This is a genomic window from Pseudomonas sp. NFACC56-3, from assembly GCF_900100025.1.
GTDB lineage: Bacteria > Pseudomonadota > Gammaproteobacteria > Pseudomonadales > Pseudomonadaceae > Aquipseudomonas > Aquipseudomonas fluorescens_AA.
On record NZ_FMTK01000004.1, the window covers coordinates 1 to 15,392 of the forward strand.

Genomic DNA, 15,392 nt, shown 5'->3' on the forward strand with positions numbered 1-15,392 from the left:
GGTGTGGGCGCCATAGGCGTCAGCCAGCACCAGCACATGACGACCCCGCTCATGGCGGAAGAAGTAGTAGATGCCTTCCTGCTCCATCAAGCGGCTGACGAAATCGAAGCTGGTCTCGCGATACTGCACGCAGTATTCCCACTCGCGATAGGTTTGGCTCAAGGCGTCTTCGAAATCGGAAAAGCCCAGGTCGCGGAACACCTGCTTGATGATCTGCGGGATGGTCAGGTTCTGGAAAATCCGGCAATCGGAGGTGCGGGTCAACAGCCACAACCATGGGCGCAGGGTGGCGTGGTAGCTGGCGAATTGGCCCTGATCGACGTTCTGGCTGCACCGGGCGACGATGCCGTGGAAGTAGCGTTCGCCACCGCCATCGAGCTGCAGGCTCACGCACATGGGCTTGCCGAGCAGTTGATTCAAGTCGATGGCGTTGTCCAGCGAATGCAACTGCAACTCGTAGTTGAACAGCCGCCCTAGTTCTTCACCGCCGCTCATGTCCTTGAGCAACAACACCTCGGGTCCCAGGGGGCTGGTGATCTTGGCCAGGCGTGAGGCTTGGTTGAATAACATCGGTCATCTCATCGTTGTAATGGCTGCGTCGCTGATTGGAACAACTGTGGGAGCGAGCTTGCTCGCGATGGCGGTATGTCAGTCAACACGGATGTTGAATGTGACTGCGCTATCGCGAGCAAGCTCGCTCCCACAGGGTTTTGCAGTGTTCCTTACCGTCAGGCCGCGTCGCTGAAATCGTACTGCAATTCGTTATCCACGGCGCTGATCCGCACCCCGGCCAGGGCCTTGCCTTCGAGCATGCGGGTCAGGAACTCGCGGCTCATGTCCGGCAGCAGGCTGTTGGTCAGGATGGTGTCGATCATACGTCCACCGCTTTCGGTTTCGGTGCAACGCGAGACGATTAAATCGATCACCGCGTCGTCGTAGTCGAAGGCCACTTTGTGGGTGCTCTCCACGCGCTTCTTGATGCGGTTGAGCTGCAGGCGGGTGATGGCCTTGAGCATCTCGTCGCTGAGCGGGTAGTACGGGATCGTCACCAGGCGGCCGAGCAAGGCCGGCGGGAAAATCTCCAACAGCGGCTGGCGCAGGGCCTTGGCGATCTCTTCCGGCTCGGGCACGTTCTGCGGGTCTTTGCAGACGTCGGCGATCAGCTCGGTGCCGGCGTTGGTGGTCAGCAGGATCAAGGTGTTCTTGAAGTCAATCACCCGTCCTTCGCCGTCCTCCATCACGCCTTTGTCGAACACCTGGAAGAAAATTTCATGCACGTCGGGGTGGGCTTTTTCCACCTCGTCCAGCAGCACCACACTGTACGGTTTGCGCCGCACGGCTTCGGTCAGCACGCCGCCTTCGCCGTAGCCGATGTAGCCCGGTGGCGCGCCCTTGAGGGTGGACACGGTGTGGGCTTCCTGGAACTCGCTCATGTTGATGGTGATGACGTTCTGCTCGCCGCCGTACATGGCTTCGGCCAGGGCCAGGGCGGTTTCGGTCTTGCCCACGCCGGAGGTGCCGGCGAGCATGAACACGCCAATCGGCTTGCTCGGGTTGTCGAGGCCGGCGCGGGAGGTCTGGATGCGCTTGGCGATCATCTGCAAGGCATGGTCCTGGCCGATGATGCGTTTTTTCAGGTGCTGGTCGAGGTTGAGCACGGTTTCCAGTTCGTTGCGGGCCATGCGGCCCACCGGGATACCGGTCCAGTCGGCGACCACCGAGGCCACGGCCTGGTAATCCACGGTCGGCAGGATCAGCGGGGTTTCGCCTTGCAGGGCGGTCAGGCGCTGTTGCAGGTCCACCAGTTTCTCGCGCAGGGCGTGGCTTTCGTTGTCGGCAACTTCGCTGGCGTCTTCGCTGTCCACCACGCCGACGCGCTCGCGCAAGGTGGCGCGGGTGGCGAGCAGCTCGTCCACCAGGGTTTTCTCTTCGGCCCAGCGGCTTTCCAGCTCGGCCAGGCGCTCGCGTTCGGCGCTCAGCAGGCTTTCGCTGTGGCTCTGGCGAGTGCCGATGACCACGCCAATCGCGTGCTCACGGGCAATGATTTGCAGCTCGGTTTCCAGCGCTTCGATGCGCCGACGGCTGTCGTCCACTTCGGCGGGCACGGCGTGCAGACTGATGGCGACGCGGGCGCAGGCGGTGTCCAGCAGGCTCACGGATTTGTCCGGCAACTGGCGCGCGGGAATGTAGCGGTGGGACAGCTTGACCGAGGCTTCCAGGGCTTCGTCGAGGATCTGCACCTGGTGGTGCTGTTCCATGGTCGAGGCCACGCCGCGCATCATCAGCAGGGCCTTGTCTTCCGACGGCTCTGCCACTTGCACCACTTGGAAACGGCGGGTCAGGGCCGGGTCTTTTTCGATGTGTTTCTTGTACTCGGCCCAGGTCGTGGCCGCCACGGTGCGCAAGGTGCCGCGGGCCAGGGCCGGCTTGAGCAGGTTGGCCGCGTCGCCCGTGCCGGCGGCGCCACCGGCACCCACCAGGGTGTGGGCTTCGTCGATGAACAGAATGATCGGCTTGGGCGAGGCCTGGACGTCTTCGATGACCTGGCGCAGGCGCTGTTCGAATTCGCCTTTCATGCTCGCGCCGGCCTGCAACAGACCCACGTCGAGGCTGCGCAGTTCCACGTCCTTGAGGGCCGGCGGCACGTCGCCGGCGACGATGCGCAGGGCGAAGCCTTCGACCACGGCGGTCTTGCCCACGCCGGCTTCACCGGTGAGGATCGGGTTGTTCTGCCGGCGGCGCATGAGGATGTCCACCAGTTGGCGGATCTCTTCGTCACGGCCGACGATGGGGTCGAGCTTGCCGCTGCGGGCCTGCTCGGTGAGGTCGACGGTGAAGCGCTTGAGGGCCTCCTGCTTGCCCATGGCGCTGGGGGCCATGGCGCCGCTGGCTTCGCCCGGCACGGCGCCGGCATTGAAGCCGTCGCTGGCGGTCAGGGCGTTTTCCGGCGAGTCGCCGACGTATTCGTCAAAGCGCTCGCTCAGGGCTTCGACCTTGACCTTGTCGAACTCCGACGACAGCCCCAGCAGGGCGTGGCGCAGGCTCGGCGTCTTGAGGATGCCCAGCACCAGGTAACCGGTGCGCACCTGGCTTTCGCCGAACATCAGGCTGCCGTAGACCCAGCCGCGTTCCACGGCTTCTTCGACGTGGGACGACAGGTCGGTGATTGACGTCGACCCCCGTGGCAGACGGTCGAGGGCTTCGGTGAGATCACGGGCCAGGCGCGCCGGCTCGATGTTGAACTGGCGGATGATGCGATGCAGGTCCGAGTCCTGCAGTTGCAGCAACTGGTGAAACCAGTGGGCCAGTTCCACATAAGGGTTACCGCGCAACTTGCAGAACACGGTGGCGGCTTCGATGGCTTTGTAGGCCACGCTGTTGAGTTTGCCGAACAACGCGGCGCGACTGATTTCACCCATGCTCATGGCTCCTTGAGGTCTGTGAGGTGTTGGCCTGTTCGGCGTAATGCCGGGCCAGTATTAAATCGTTGGCATCTGTTTCGGGGCGACCCAGCCAGGTATTGAACCCCAGGCGGAAACGACCATTGAGTTGCAGTGCCGGGACTTCGGGCTGTTCCAGGACCAGGTTCAGGTCCCAATCCAACTCATGGCCCAGGTATTCGGCGACCCAGGCCACCAGCTCGTTGAACGGTTGGCTGCCGGGCAGCATGCCCATGTAGTCGACGAGCTTGAGTGGCCCCAGGCGAATGCGGAATTTGTGCTGGCGATCCCACACGAAGCGGCCCAGGCAGAAGTCCACGCCCAGTCGGGCGTTGACACCGACGCGGCTGCGTTCGGGCAGTTCCAGCCATTGGCCGACGTATTCTTCGATCTCCACCGGTAGGCCGAAGTACTCGCTGAGAATCGCCTTCAAACCGTCCGGGTAGCGGGTTTGCGCCGACAGGTGGCCGCTGTAGTGCAGCTTCGCCGTGTCGGGGATCAGCCCCTGGTTGAGCAGGCTTGGCATGCCCCGGCCGCTGAGCGCCGCCAGGCGTGCCGACCAATAGTCATCGTCCGGGCGGTCATGGCTGACGGTCGGCCGCGCTTCGGCCCAGGCCCGGTAGAACAGGCTGAGCAGGCGATGGTGAAACACATCGAGGAAGCGCTTGCTGGTGCTGTCGGCGTTGTTGCGCTGGCGTTCGCGCACGTATTCGGTGATGTGCAGCGGCATCGGGCCGTTGGGGCCGCCGAGGCCGAAGAAGAATTGCTCCAGGCGCGCCGGCGTACCGTCGCCGCCCGGCTGCACCGAGGCGAGGGTGGCCGGGGCGAAGGTGCAGTCGGCCTGTTGCCCGAGGCGCAACGGGTCATCGGCCAGGCGCAGGGAATGGCCCAGGCGCGGCAGCTCGGGGGATTCGCACTCGATGCGCCGCAACGCCTGGAAGAAGTCGTATTCCCAGGGCTCCTGGTGCATCGCCTCCAGGGTACTCACAGGGTCGGACGACGTCCGGGCTTGGCTTTCCATCGCATGATCTCGCCGCGTTCGGTGGTACGGATCACCGTCTCGGTAAAACTGTTGATCGACACGTAGCGTGCCAGGAAGCGCTCGAACACCGCACCGAGCAGGAACACCCCGGTGCCGCGAAACGCGTTTTCATCGAATTCCAGGGTGATCTCCAGGCCCCGACCGAACACGATCGGGCCGGGCATCGGCAAGCGCCGGGTGCAGGCCTTGCTGCTGACTTCCCGCAGGCCTTCGATCTGCAATTGCAACGCCGCGTCGTTGCTGTCGCCATACAGGCGCAGCAGTTCCCGCAGGGCGGCGGCGCCTTGGCCTTGTTCGCTCAACGACAAGTAGTTCAGCGACAACTGGCTGATCAGCCGCCAGGCCTTGGCATCGTGGGCATGGCTGGCCCGTGGGCGACTGGGACCTGCCACGCACCGCACGGCGCCAACCGGCGCACTGTCGGCCAGGGTGAAGTCGGTCTTACCGTTGCCCACGCTCATGAACAGCGGCAGGTCGCGGTTGGTGCACAACGCCGTCACGCCCAGCTGGCGCAGGTCGTGGCGGTAGGGCGCTTGCTGGCTGTCCACCAGGCTGACGAAGGTTTCGCTGCCGATGTAGGTCGAGCGCGGGCCGTTGCGTCGCTGGTCGCTGGACAGCACGCGCGGTTCGCGGCGCACGGTGTAGTAGGCCAGGTCGCGGCCATAGCGGGACGGGTCGCGCACGGCGTAGAACGGCAAGAACGGTTGCTCCGGCCCGGTGCCGTGGCCGGTGAGGCCGCTGAGCGAATGCACTTCGAAATCCATCGGCCGGGTGCGGTCGGCGATCACGTGGTGTTCGTTGACCCGCTCCGACAAGTGAATGCGGTCCAGGCGCTTGGGGAACAGGTTGATGGCCGGGGTGCAGAACGGCAGGAATTGCGAAGCGCCGACGCTGCCTTCCAGGCTTGGATCGTGACGGTCGAACAGCACGATCAACTCCAGTTCCTGGCCGTCGCAGCGTTTGACCGCGCGGCTCAACTGGGTGAAGTCGACGAACAGGAAGCGGTGGGGCAGGGCGAAGTATTCCTGCAGCAGGCGATAGCCCTGGAAGGCCCGGGACACCACCGGCAGCGCGGCGTCGGCATCGTCGAAACCGCGCGAGCGCAATGCATCCTGGGGCAGGCGCTCCACCCAGTCGCCGCCGGGCTTGCGGGCGAACACCGCGCAGGCATTGCCCAGCAGTTGTTCGTAGAGGCGGAAGGGCTGTTCGTCGGCGCCGCTCAAGTACAGGGGCAGGTTGTCCAGGGCCAGGCTGTTGAACGGCAGTTCGGCACCGGTGCGCAGGGTGATGCGCAGCCCGGCCTTGGCCTTGGGCTCGCTGGCGGCCAGGCGCCCGAGCACCACGGATGGGTTGCCGAAGTATTCAGCCTGGCTGACCTGCAACGGCCACAACGTCACCGCGTGGGCGGTGCGGTACTCGCAGCAGGTCTGGGTTTCGCGACCCAGGGCGGCGCGCAGGACGGTATCGCGGGGCAGCGGGAAGCCGCTGCTCAGCGAGCCTTCGTCCGGGTCGGCCTGCATCTGCACCACGGTCATCGACGGTGTCGGCGCCAGGTAATGGGGGTAGGCGATTTCCAGCAGGTTGTGGGTGAAGGTCGGGTACTCGGCGTCGAGCTTGAGCTGCACTCGCGCCGTCAGGTAGGCGAAGCCTTCCAGCAGGCGCTCGACATACGGGTCGGCGCAGTCCATGCCGGACAACGTCAGCCGACTGGCGATCTTGGGGTATTCCTTGGCGAACTCCGCCGCGCTTTCGCGCACGTGGTGCAGTTCCTGGTTGTACAGCTCCAGCAGGCGCGGGTTCATGAGCGTCTCCGCTGGTCGGCGTTGACCACGCGCACATGGCCGGTTTCCAGGTCCAGGTCGGTCTGCAGCATCAGGCGCAGGGGCACCGGCTGGGCCCAGAGGTCGCCCTCGATTTCGAAACTCAAGGCGTTGTGGTTCATCTCGGCGGTCGCCCGGGCGCGCACCCGCAGGGTGTGGCGCAGGATGCGCGGTTCGAAGGTGGCGATGGCCTGGTGGATCAAGGTTTCCAGGGCCGAGACATCGACGTTCGACGCGCTGTTGCCGGCCAGCGCCGGCAGGCCGAAATTCACCACCGAGGTGCCCGCGGGGGTGTGCAGCGTGGCATCGGCGTCGAGCAATGAGGTGGTGTTGAGCAGCCACGCCAGGTCACGCAGCACCGAGGCTTTCAATTGGGTCAGGGACAACACGCGTTTGTCGGCGCTTTCCTTGGGGTTGGTCGGATCGTCGTCGGTCAACCGGTCCAATAGGGAGGGCTGGAGGCGATCGCGGGTGGCGATTTCGGTTACCACGTAAAGGGTGCCACGTACATTTTCTGGTCTCCGCCGGCGCCGCAAGCTGCATACAGGCTGACCGTTCCCGCCTCGAAGCCTTCTGGCATCTGACGGATAGCCTGCATTTTGCTCAGACAATCGCGGCTGGGGGCGGGCATGTGTTCGCTGCGCCAGACCGCAAAAATCGGGATGTTGTTGAACATTTCCACGCGCAGTTTCTGCTGTTTGTCCAGGCTGAAGCCGCACGGCCATTCCATGTCCAGCTTCATGCGACTCTGGTCGGGTCTGACCAGCGTGCATTGGCCCTGATCGTCAACCAGGCTGAGTGGCTGGCCCACGAAAACCGCCTGGGTCGTCGGCGTACCCGCATGCTCGGCGCATGCGCTCAGGCTGACCAGGCTAGTCGTCAGGCATAGGGCGAACAGGGCCTTGTTCATTAAGTGAGCTCCCAGAACCAGATCTCCTTGGATCGATAGAAAAGGTCGCTGGTTTGGGTCAGGCCACGGTTCCACAGATCGATATGGTCGCCGCTACGACCTTCGGCAGTCTCGCCTGATTGCTGGAAGCAGTCCTTGAAGAAAATCAGGCCAGTCTTGCCCATCAACGTGCGTCGGTTTTCGGTGCTGTTACTGAGTCTGGTTGGAGCGCCCAGGTGGTGCTTCCACAACCAGTTCGCCAATGATTCGGCGCCCCTGGCGTGTTCATGCTTGCACAAGGGGTCTTTGGTGTAGGTGGATTTGTTGACCTTGATGGTTTTCTCCGCATTGAGCGTCAGGCTCATGCGGATGGCGCATTGGTTTGCCCAGGGACCGTCACAGGGTTTTGCGTCAGGATGGGCAACCAGCAGGTCGGAATAGGCTTTCCACAAATTGATAAACGAAGGCTTGGCCATGACTCAGACACCGAAAGGGAACAGATTGGATTCGAGCAAGCACCAAACACCCCCGGCGCGTGGCACCGGGGGTATTTTCGATTACACCTTGACGTTCTGACGGATGTTCCAGCCGAACTTGACCGGACCGCCTTCCTTGGTGCCGTCGGCTTTCTGTGGCTGGTAGTCCACCAGCACCTTGGCGAAGTTCAGGGTGACGTTTTCAGTCAGGCGATCATCGCCCCCCGAGCCGCCGGTGCTCAGGGACGTGACCAGCACTTCTTCCAGGTTGATGATCATGTACTCGACCTGGCTTTCACCGCCGGCCTTGCGCACGGTCAGCTTGACCTTGTCGATGTGCTTGCCGCTGGCGCAGTGCATCATCAGGTTCGGCGAAGCCTTGTCGACGAACTTGGTCAGCGACAGGTCCTGGACGTTGACCTTGCCCGCACCGCCGCCGCTGCCCACGTGCATGTTGCCGGACTGGGACATGCCCCAGCTCCAGTTCAGGACGTCGATCTCGTCCTTGTGGGCCTTGTCCATGGACTCGCCCTTGATGTCGCCGATCTTGATGAAAATATCAACAGCCATGTTTTCTCCCTGTGTGGTTTCTAACCACATTGTTTGGTTGACGCTGACCTTGCGAAATTACTGCCATTGAACACTACGAAGACGATCCCCAACCCACTGAAGATCCCTGTGGGAGCGAGCAAGCTCGCTCCCACATCGGTCCTGTACCGTCCAGTAAGGCTTTACGCGCCCTTGGCCGACGGCAGTTTCGATACCAGGCGCAGCGACACGGTCAGCCCTTCGAGCTGGTAGTGCGGGCGCAGGTAGAACTTGGAGTTGTAGTACCCCGGGTTGCCTTCGACTTCTTCGACGATCACTTCGGCCGCTGCCAGTGGGTGCTGGGCCTTGGTGGTCTCGGTGGAGTGCGCCGGGTCACCGTCGACGTAGTTGAGGATCCAGTCCTGCAACCAGCGCTGCATCTCGTCCTTCTCTTTGAAGGAACCGATCTTGTCGCGCACGATGCACTTCAGGTAATGGGCGAACCGGCAGGTGGCGAACAGGTACGGCAGGCGCGCGGCCAGGTTGGCGTTGGCGGTGGCGTCCGGGTCGTCGTATTCGGCCGGTTTCTGCAACGACTGGGCGCCGATGAACGCGGCGAAGTCGGTGTTTTTCTTGTGCAGCAGCGGCATGAAACCGTTCTTCGCCAGTTCCGCTTCACGGCGGTCCGAGATGGCGATTTCGGTCGGGCACTTCATGTCCACGCCACCGTCGTCGGTCGGGAACGTGTGGGCTGGCAGGTTTTCCACTTCGCCGCCCGATTCGACGCCACGGATGCGCGAGCACCAGCCGAAGTGTTTGAACGAACGGTTGATGTTCACCGCCATCGCGTAGGCGGCGTTGGCCCAGGTGTACTTGGAGCTGTCGGCGCCGTCGGTGTTTTCTTCGAAGGCGAAGGCTTCCACCGGGTCGGTCTTAGCGCCGTAAGGCAGGCGCGCCAGGAAACGCGGCATGGTCAGGCCGATGTAGCGCGAGTCCTCCGACTCACGCAGCGAGCGCCAGCCGGCGTATTCCGGGGTGGTGAAGATCTTGGTCAGGTCGCGGGGGTTCGACAGTTCCTGCCACGAGCCCATGCCCATCACGGTCGGCGATGCCGCGGCGATGAACGGGGAGTGCATGGCCGCGCAGACTTTCGACAGCTCGCCCAGCAGCTCGACATCCGGTGGCGACTGGTCGAAGTAGTAGTCGCCCACCAGGCAGCCGTAAGGCTCGCCGCCGAACTGGCCGTATTCTTCTTCGTACATCTTCTTGAAGATCGGACTCTGGTCCCACGCGGTGCCCTTGAATTTCTTCAGGGTCTTGTGCAGGTCGGTCTTGGAGATGTTGAGCACACGGATCTTGAGCTGCTCATCGGTCTCGGTGTTGTTGACCAGGTAATGCAGGCCACGCCAGGCGCTTTCCAGTTGCTGGAAATCGGGGTGGTGGATGACCTGGTTGACCTGGGCGGTGAGCTTGGCGTCGATGGCGGCGATGATCGATTCGATCGACTTGATGGCGTCGTTGGACACTAGGTCGGTCTGCGCCAGGGCCTGCTCGGCCAGGGTGCGCACGGCCGTTTCAACGGCTTCGCGGGCACGCTCGGTCTTGGGTTTGAATTCTTGCAGCAGCAGGGACGCGAACTCGCTGGTTTCTTGGGTTGCGCCCAGGTTCTGTGCGCCTTCGCGGGCTGTATTGTCAGTCATGATCATTGGTCCTGTGCTGGCTTCGGCGCGCTCGCCAGGGCCTGCAACAGCGCTGGGTCCTTGATCGCCTTCATGATGATTTCTTCGGCGCCGGTCTTGCCGTCCATGTAGGTCAGCAGGTTGGCCAACTGGGTGCGCGCTTCGAGCAGCTTGTTCAGCGAGTCGACCTTGCGGGCCACGGCCGCCGGGCTGAAGTCGTCCATGCTTTCGAACGTCAGGTCCAGGCTCAGGTTGCCTTCGCCGGTCAGTTCGTTAGGCACATGGAACGCCACGCGCGGCTGCATGGCCTTGAGGCGCGAGTCGAAGTTGTCGACGTCGATCTCGAGGAACTTGCGATCGGCCACCGGGGCCAGAGGCTTGGCGGGCTTGCCGGCGAGGTCGGCCATTACCCCCATGACGAAGGGCAATTGGACCTTCTTCTCGGCGCCGTAGAGCTCGACGTCGTACTCGATCTGCACTCGAGGCGCGCGGTTGCGCGCGATGAATTTCTGAGAACTTTGCTTCGCCACGTTGCTGCTCCTGGTCGCTTGAGCGACGGTGTTGGCGTCATCGGGGGTGCCGGTGACGTGACTGCGTGATCCGCTCGCTTTTTATTCGCTGTCTGGGCCGCGCAGGTTTTCAAATTGACTCATGCCGTCGGGAATCAGGTTGCGCACAATGGCCGCGAAATCGGCGTGCACCAGATGCTTGGCCCGGTTCAACAGCACCGGCAACGGGCTGGAGGGCTCATGACGGGTGTAGTAAGCGAGAATCCGGTCCAGGCTGCGCAGCACGTCGTCGCGGTTGTTGATGTCGCCGCTGACGGTGTTGGTGCTGTTATTGGTGTTGCGCGGTGAGCTTGTGACATTTGCATGCTCACTGGGCGCTGCGCTGTTATCGCTGACGGCATCGGCCTGGACGTCGTCGCCACTCTGCGGGGCGAACTGGCCGAGGATCTGCAGGGCCATCTTCAAAGGTTGCTTCAACGGGCCGAGGTCCACGCCTTGGGCGGAACCGACCTGGTCGCTGACCTGCTGTTCAATGGCTTCGGCGGCGCTACGGGCTTCGAGCAGGGCGGCGCGGGTGATTTCCAGTTGTTCGGGGTCGCTGTCGAGCAGGGCTCCGGCGAGCTGTTCGGCCCCGAGGTTTTCATCCGGGAAACTTTGCAGGCCACTGGCGTTGGCGGCGGCGCGCAGGCTGACGGCACCGAAGGTCCGCGAACGGGTCAGGATGCTTTCACGCAGCAGGCGGATGGTGAGATCGGAGGTGAGACCGGCGAGGGCATTGATGCGCACGGTGGGGTCGTTGTCGTCGTCGGCGTCCAGGCGCGGATGCAGTTCGGCCCAGTATTGCTTGAGCAGTTCGCTGATCAGCGTCAGCACACGGGCCATGCCCGGCAGGCCTTCGAGGGCCAGGGAGCTTTGCATCAGGAAATGGGTGATGCGCAGGTCTTTGCTGCGCTGCAGCAAGTCCAGGCTCTGCTGCTGGATACTGCGCCATTCAGGGGGTTCGGCAGGCAGGATCGAATCGCCCATGCTGCGTTCGGGCTGGCCCCGGGAGTCGCGTTCCAGGCGCAGGAAATCCGCGTCATATTCCAGATCTTCACCACACGGCGAAGTCGCGGAAACGGCGGCGAGCAGCAAAGGCACATCCACTTGGATCGATCTCCCTATCACCCGCTTGATAGAAGTCGGGCAGTTCACACGCAAGTTTCGGATGAAACTTCACATGTTCCTTGACGGTAATGGCCCTTTAGACTCGTGATGATCTTAAAGTGCCATCATGTATATTCAAGAAGTTGTGCATTTTTGGTGTAGTACTTATCGCTTGTCAAGGTAAGCTATTTCGCCTGTGTATGCCCTATGTAACAGTTGTGATGCGCTTAACAGCCTGCCCGACCTGCCGGGCGAAGCGACAACTGACGTGGGGTTTTTGTCACGCAAGGCGGTTATGATCAGCAATCATGCTGGCAAAAAGCCGTTGTTACGGTTGCTGGCAGGTTGCCGGCGGGTCGTCAGGGCCTGAACCCTCTCACCCCCCGCCCGCGCGCGAAGTATTCAGCAAGGAGGCAAGATGCCGCTGTGTTTGACTATCACTAGTTATCACAAAATTACCCCAGGCCAGTGTTCTGAAAAGTCCATGAACCAGGGGGTGATGGCAATTGGCCGTAATTCCGATAATGACTGGGTATTACCGGACCCCGAGCGCCTGGTTTCCGGTAAACATTGCGTTATCCAATACAAAGACGGGCGTTATTATTTGACCGATCACAGCACCAATGGTGTGGAATTGGTCAAGGCCGGCGTTCGCTTGCGCAAGGGCAACAGCGAGCCCCTGCAAGACGGCGAAGTGATCCGCATTGGTGATTATGAAATCCAGGCCCGCGTCGATTTCAACCTGCCGGTCACCGACAGCAATCCGTTCGCCGAATCGCCCAGCAGCTTCGAGGCCTTGATGGGGCAGCAGAGCGCCGCCGCGCGTACGCCGTCGCCGATCCAGGTGGCCTCGCCTGCGCATTTCCAGGGCGTGTCGGCCATGGACACCTTGCCGGACCTGTTCGACTTCTTGACCCCGAGCAGTGTCCCGCCGGCCACCCAGCCTGACCATGTCCCGGCCGAGCAACACAACTTCCGCCCGCCGACGCCAATTGCCCGGCCGAACCCGCCACCGGTGGTCGAGCCGGTTGTACCGCCGTCTGTCTCGGTGATTCCGGATGACTGGGACCCGTTCAGCGACAAGCCTGCACCGGTGGCGGTTGCCCCGCTGCCCGTGACCCCGCCGCCGGTGCCGCTACCGCCGGTGGTTGAGCCGGTCGCGACCCCTGTTCCGCAGCCTCCGCTCGTCGACATCTTTGCTGAAATCAGTGCACCGCCGCCGGCGCCCGTGCATGAAGCGCCGGTGACCCGCGTCGAGGCCCCGGTCGCACCTCCAGTTGCTCCAGTTGCTCCAGTTGCTCCAGTTGCTCCGGTTGCCCCGGCCGCCCCGGTCGAGGCCGCCCAACCCGACTTGCTGCAAGCCTTCCTGCGCGGTGCCGGGCTGGACCAGTTGCGCCTGGACAAGGCCAATGCCGAAGCACAGATGGAAAACATCGGGCGCAGCTATCGCTTGATGGTCGAAGGCCTGATCGATGTCTTGCGCGCCCGCAGCAGCCTCAAGGGTGAGTTCCGCATCCAGCAGACGATGATCCAGCCGGTGGAAAACAACCCGCTGAAGTTCGCCCCCAATGTCGATGAAGCCTTGCTGTTGCTGTTGCGCCACGGCAACCAGGCGTTCATGGCCCCGGACGCGGCGGTGCGTGACAGCTTTGACGATTTGCGCGCCCACCAACTGGCGGTAATGGCCGGTGTGGAAGCGGCCATCAAGCATTTGCTGGGGCGCTTCGAGCCGGCGCAACTGGAAGAACGCATGGCCAAGCCCGGTGGGCTTTCGGGTATTTTCAGCGGTTCGCGGCAGGCCCAGTACTGGCAGCAATTCACCGAGCTCTACAGCAACATTTCCCGGGAAGCCCAGGAGGATTTCCAGGACCTGTTCGGTCGCGAGTTCAGTCGCGCCTACGAAGAACACAGCACACGACAGCGACGCCGTTGAGCGGCGCCGTCCCATAACAATATTGATCAGCCAACAACGGATAGCTCAAACGTCATTGAGGACGCAGGATGATTCCCAGGTTTTTACTCGCAGTCGCCACCGCGCTTCTGCTGACGGCGTGCGCCAAGGATGCGGCCAACCCCCAGCCCGAAGAAGCTGAGGCCGACACCGCCGCCGTCGAGTTGCACTTTCATGCCATCTCCGGGCTCAACCCCGGTGCCACCGGCCAGCCAGCCCCGGTCCGGGTGCGCATTTTCGAACTGAAAAATGCCGCGACCTTTGGCCGTTCCGATTATTTCGCCCTGGCCGAGCGGGCCCAGGCCACGCTGGGCGCCGACCTGATCGACCAGGACGAGGTGCTGATCCAGCCCGGCCAGCAACTGAGCCTGCAGCGCGACCTCGACCCGGCCACGCGGCACATCGGAATACTGGTGGGCTATCGCGAGCTGGACCAGTCGTTGTGGCGCACGGTGATGAATGTCCCGGCGCGCGAATACACCGAATACCAGATCAGCCTCGATGTGCGCGCCGTGCGCAGCGCCGTCGTCGTTCCCCCATCCAGCCCTGCCCAATAAGCAATCGGAGCCCCCATGTCCTGGAACAATCGCGTGGTCTGGTCGGAAGGCATGTTCATTGGAACGCAGCACTTCCAACAGCATGACCGTTACCTGGAAAACCTCATCGACGCACGCAGCCGCCCATTGTCGGCCGGCGCCTGGGGTTTTTCCGAATTGCTGATCGACCAGGGCCTGCTGGCCCAGGGCAAGCTGGCGATCATCTCGGCGCGGGGCCTGTTGCCGGACGGTACGCCCTTTAACATTCCCCAGGATGACCTGGCGCCCACACCGCTGAACGTCGATGACAACCTGCGCGACGGCCTGGTGTACCTGGCCTTGCCGCTCAAGCGCGCCGGCGCCCGTGACACCGTGGACGAAGGCGAGGACCTCGGCGCCGCGCGTTATGTGAGCCAGGTGTGCGAAGTGCGCGACGACAACGCACCGTTTGAAAACCGCGCGCCGGTGGCCCTTGGCTCCCGGGCCCTGCGGTTGTTGACCGAGCAGGATGGCATCGGTGACTACGCCGCCATCGGTGTGGTACGCATCAAGGAAAAACGTGCCGACCGTGCCTTGGTGCTCGACGACACCTACATCCCGCCACTGCTGGATGTCATCGCCTCCAAACCGCTGGCGGCGTTTCGCAGCGAACTGCTGGGCCTGCTGCATCAACGCGGCGAAGCCTTGGCCGGGCGGGTGGTGGCGTCCGGTGCCGGTGGCGCCTCGGAGATTGCCGACTTCATGCTGCTGCAACTGGTCAACCGCGCCCAGCCGCTGATCCAGCACCTGAGCCAATTGAGCCCGCTGCACCCCGAGCGCTTCTACAGCGAACTGGTGAGCCTGGCCGGGGAGTTCTCCACGTTTACCGCGTCCGGGCGACGACCGCAGCAATACCCGCCGTACCAGCACGATGACCTGGCCCTCAGCTACGCGCCGGTGATGCAGGCCCTGCGCGAAGCCCTGTCGATGCTGATCGACAGCAAGGCGACGCCGATTCCGATTGTCGAGAAAGCCTACGGCATCCACGTGGCGATGCTGGCCGACAAGACCCTGCTCGACAGCGCCAGCTTCATCCTGGTGGTGCGTGCCGATGTGCCGGCCGAAACCCTGCGCAGCCGCTTCGGCCAGCAGAGCAAGGTCGGCTCGGTGGAGCACATCCGCGACCTGGTCAACCTGCAACTGCCGGGCATCGGCCTGCTGCCGTTGCCGGTGGCGCCACGGCAACTGCCGTACCACGCCGGCTCCACCTACTACGAACTCGACCGGGGCAGCGACCACTGGCAGCAGTTGAGCAACTCCGGCGGCTTTGCGTTCCACATCGCCGGCCAGTTCCCGGGGCTGAACCTGGCTTTCTGGGCGATCCGAGGATAAACCGC

14 protein-coding genes are annotated in these 15,392 nt (G+C 63.1%); 3 read left to right on the forward strand and 11 right to left on the reverse strand.

The genetic code is table 11. The annotated features are described in order from the left end of the window. From tssI to tssA, 11 genes are all read right to left on the reverse strand, one after another. On the reverse strand, positions 1-570 hold a 570-nt coding region (tssI, locus tag BLO80_RS07360), incomplete at its 3' end, for a type VI secretion system tip protein TssI/VgrG (protein WP_139196927.1). A 158-nt stretch (positions 571-728) separates the two neighbouring features. After that, the gene (tssH, locus tag BLO80_RS07365; RefSeq protein WP_092334095.1) at positions 729-3,419 is read right to left on the reverse strand and encodes a type VI secretion system ATPase TssH; all 2,691 of its coding nucleotides are present in this window, start codon (positions 3,417-3,419) and stop codon (positions 729-731) included. After that, positions 3,412-4,461 (reverse strand): type VI secretion system baseplate subunit TssG, encoded by a 1,050-nt coding sequence (tssG, locus tag BLO80_RS07370; RefSeq protein WP_092168362.1) that lies wholly within the window; start codon positions 4,459-4,461, stop codon positions 3,412-3,414. Before tssG ends, tssH begins: the two co-directional genes overlap by 8 nt. Next, positions 4,425-6,284 carry a type VI secretion system baseplate subunit TssF gene (gene tssF, locus BLO80_RS07375; RefSeq protein WP_092334093.1) on the reverse strand — a complete coding sequence of 620 codons (1,860 nt, stop codon included), beginning with the start codon at positions 6,282-6,284 and terminating at the stop codon, positions 4,425-4,427. The genes tssG and tssF overlap by 37 nt, the downstream gene beginning before the upstream one ends. Then, entirely contained in the window at positions 6,281-6,793 is a 513-nt protein-coding gene (gene tssE, locus BLO80_RS07380) for a type VI secretion system baseplate subunit TssE (RefSeq protein ID WP_058542707.1), read from the reverse strand. Before tssE ends, tssF begins: the two co-directional genes overlap by 4 nt. Further along, on the reverse strand, positions 6,787-7,212 hold the full coding sequence (locus tag BLO80_RS07385) for a hypothetical protein (RefSeq protein WP_092200506.1): 426 nt from the start codon (positions 7,210-7,212) through the stop codon (positions 6,787-6,789). The genes tssE and BLO80_RS07385 overlap by 7 nt, the downstream gene beginning before the upstream one ends. Beyond that, positions 7,212-7,667, reverse strand: coding sequence for a type VI secretion system amidase effector protein Tae4 (locus BLO80_RS07390; protein WP_092200509.1), 456 nt, complete (start codon positions 7,665-7,667; stop codon positions 7,212-7,214). The genes BLO80_RS07385 and BLO80_RS07390 overlap by 1 nt, the downstream gene beginning before the upstream one ends. A gap of 81 nt (positions 7,668-7,748) precedes the next feature. After that, positions 7,749-8,237: an Hcp family type VI secretion system effector gene (locus BLO80_RS07395; protein WP_025216165.1), complete on the reverse strand. Its 489-nt coding sequence runs from the start codon at positions 8,235-8,237 to the stop codon at positions 7,749-7,751. A 161-nt stretch (positions 8,238-8,398) separates the two neighbouring features. Further along, a complete protein-coding gene (tssC, locus tag BLO80_RS07400) occupies positions 8,399-9,895 on the reverse strand; it encodes a type VI secretion system contractile sheath large subunit (protein WP_072407496.1) in 1,497 nt (498 codons plus the stop codon). Positions 9,896-9,897: 2 nt separating this feature from the next. Beyond that, complete coding sequence (gene tssB / locus BLO80_RS07405) at positions 9,898-10,404, reverse strand: type VI secretion system contractile sheath small subunit (RefSeq protein WP_092334091.1); 507 nt, start codon at positions 10,402-10,404, stop codon at positions 9,898-9,900. Between the two features lie 81 nt (positions 10,405-10,485). Further along, a complete protein-coding gene (gene tssA, locus BLO80_RS07410) occupies positions 10,486-11,529 on the reverse strand; it encodes a type VI secretion system protein TssA (protein ID WP_092334089.1) in 1,044 nt (347 codons plus the stop codon). Between the two features lie 418 nt (positions 11,530-11,947). Here tssA and tagH point away from each other — a divergent pair, with 418 nt between their 5' ends. The 3 genes from tagH to tssK all read left to right on the forward strand — a co-directional run bounded on the left by tagH (position 11,948) and on the right by tssK (position 15,387). Then, the gene (tagH, locus tag BLO80_RS07415; RefSeq protein WP_092334087.1) at positions 11,948-13,462 is read left to right on the forward strand and encodes a type VI secretion system-associated FHA domain protein TagH; all 1,515 of its coding nucleotides are present in this window, start codon (positions 11,948-11,950) and stop codon (positions 13,460-13,462) included. Positions 13,463-13,530: 68 nt separating this feature from the next. After that, positions 13,531-14,037 (forward strand): type VI secretion system lipoprotein TssJ, encoded by a 507-nt coding sequence (tssJ, locus tag BLO80_RS07420; protein ID WP_092334085.1) that lies wholly within the window; start codon positions 13,531-13,533, stop codon positions 14,035-14,037. A 15-nt stretch (positions 14,038-14,052) separates the two neighbouring features. After that, entirely contained in the window at positions 14,053-15,387 is a 1,335-nt protein-coding gene (tssK, locus tag BLO80_RS07425; protein ID WP_072407490.1) for a type VI secretion system baseplate subunit TssK, read from the forward strand. The last annotated feature ends 5 nt before the right edge of the window (positions 15,388-15,392 follow it).

Bases quoted from the DNA above. Each gene is read 5' to 3' on its own strand.
- tssF (WP_092334093.1), bottom strand. From the start codon at position 6,284: ATGAACCCGCGCCTGCTGGAGCTGTACAACCAGGAACTGCACCACGTG.
- tagH (WP_092334087.1), top strand. From the start codon at position 11,948: ATGCCGCTGTGTTTGACTATCACTAGTTATCACAAAATTACCCCAGGC.
- BLO80_RS07385 (WP_092200506.1), bottom strand. From the start codon at position 7,212: ATGAACAAGGCCCTGTTCGCCCTATGCCTGACGACTAGCCTGGTCAGC.
- BLO80_RS07395 (WP_025216165.1), bottom strand. From the start codon at position 8,237: ATGGCTGTTGATATTTTCATCAAGATCGGCGACATCAAGGGCGAGTCC.
- tssH (WP_092334095.1), bottom strand. From the start codon at position 3,419: ATGGGTGAAATCAGTCGCGCCGCGTTGTTCGGCAAACTCAACAGCGTG.
- tssK (WP_072407490.1), top strand. From the start codon at position 14,053: ATGTCCTGGAACAATCGCGTGGTCTGGTCGGAAGGCATGTTCATTGGA.
- BLO80_RS07390 (WP_092200509.1), bottom strand. From the start codon at position 7,667: ATGGCCAAGCCTTCGTTTATCAATTTGTGGAAAGCCTATTCCGACCTG.
- tssG (WP_092168362.1), bottom strand. From the start codon at position 4,461: ATGGAAAGCCAAGCCCGGACGTCGTCCGACCCTGTGAGTACCCTGGAG.
- tssC (WP_072407496.1), bottom strand. From the start codon at position 9,895: ATGACTGACAATACAGCCCGCGAAGGCGCACAGAACCTGGGCGCAACC.
- tssJ (WP_092334085.1), top strand. From the start codon at position 13,531: ATGATTCCCAGGTTTTTACTCGCAGTCGCCACCGCGCTTCTGCTGACG.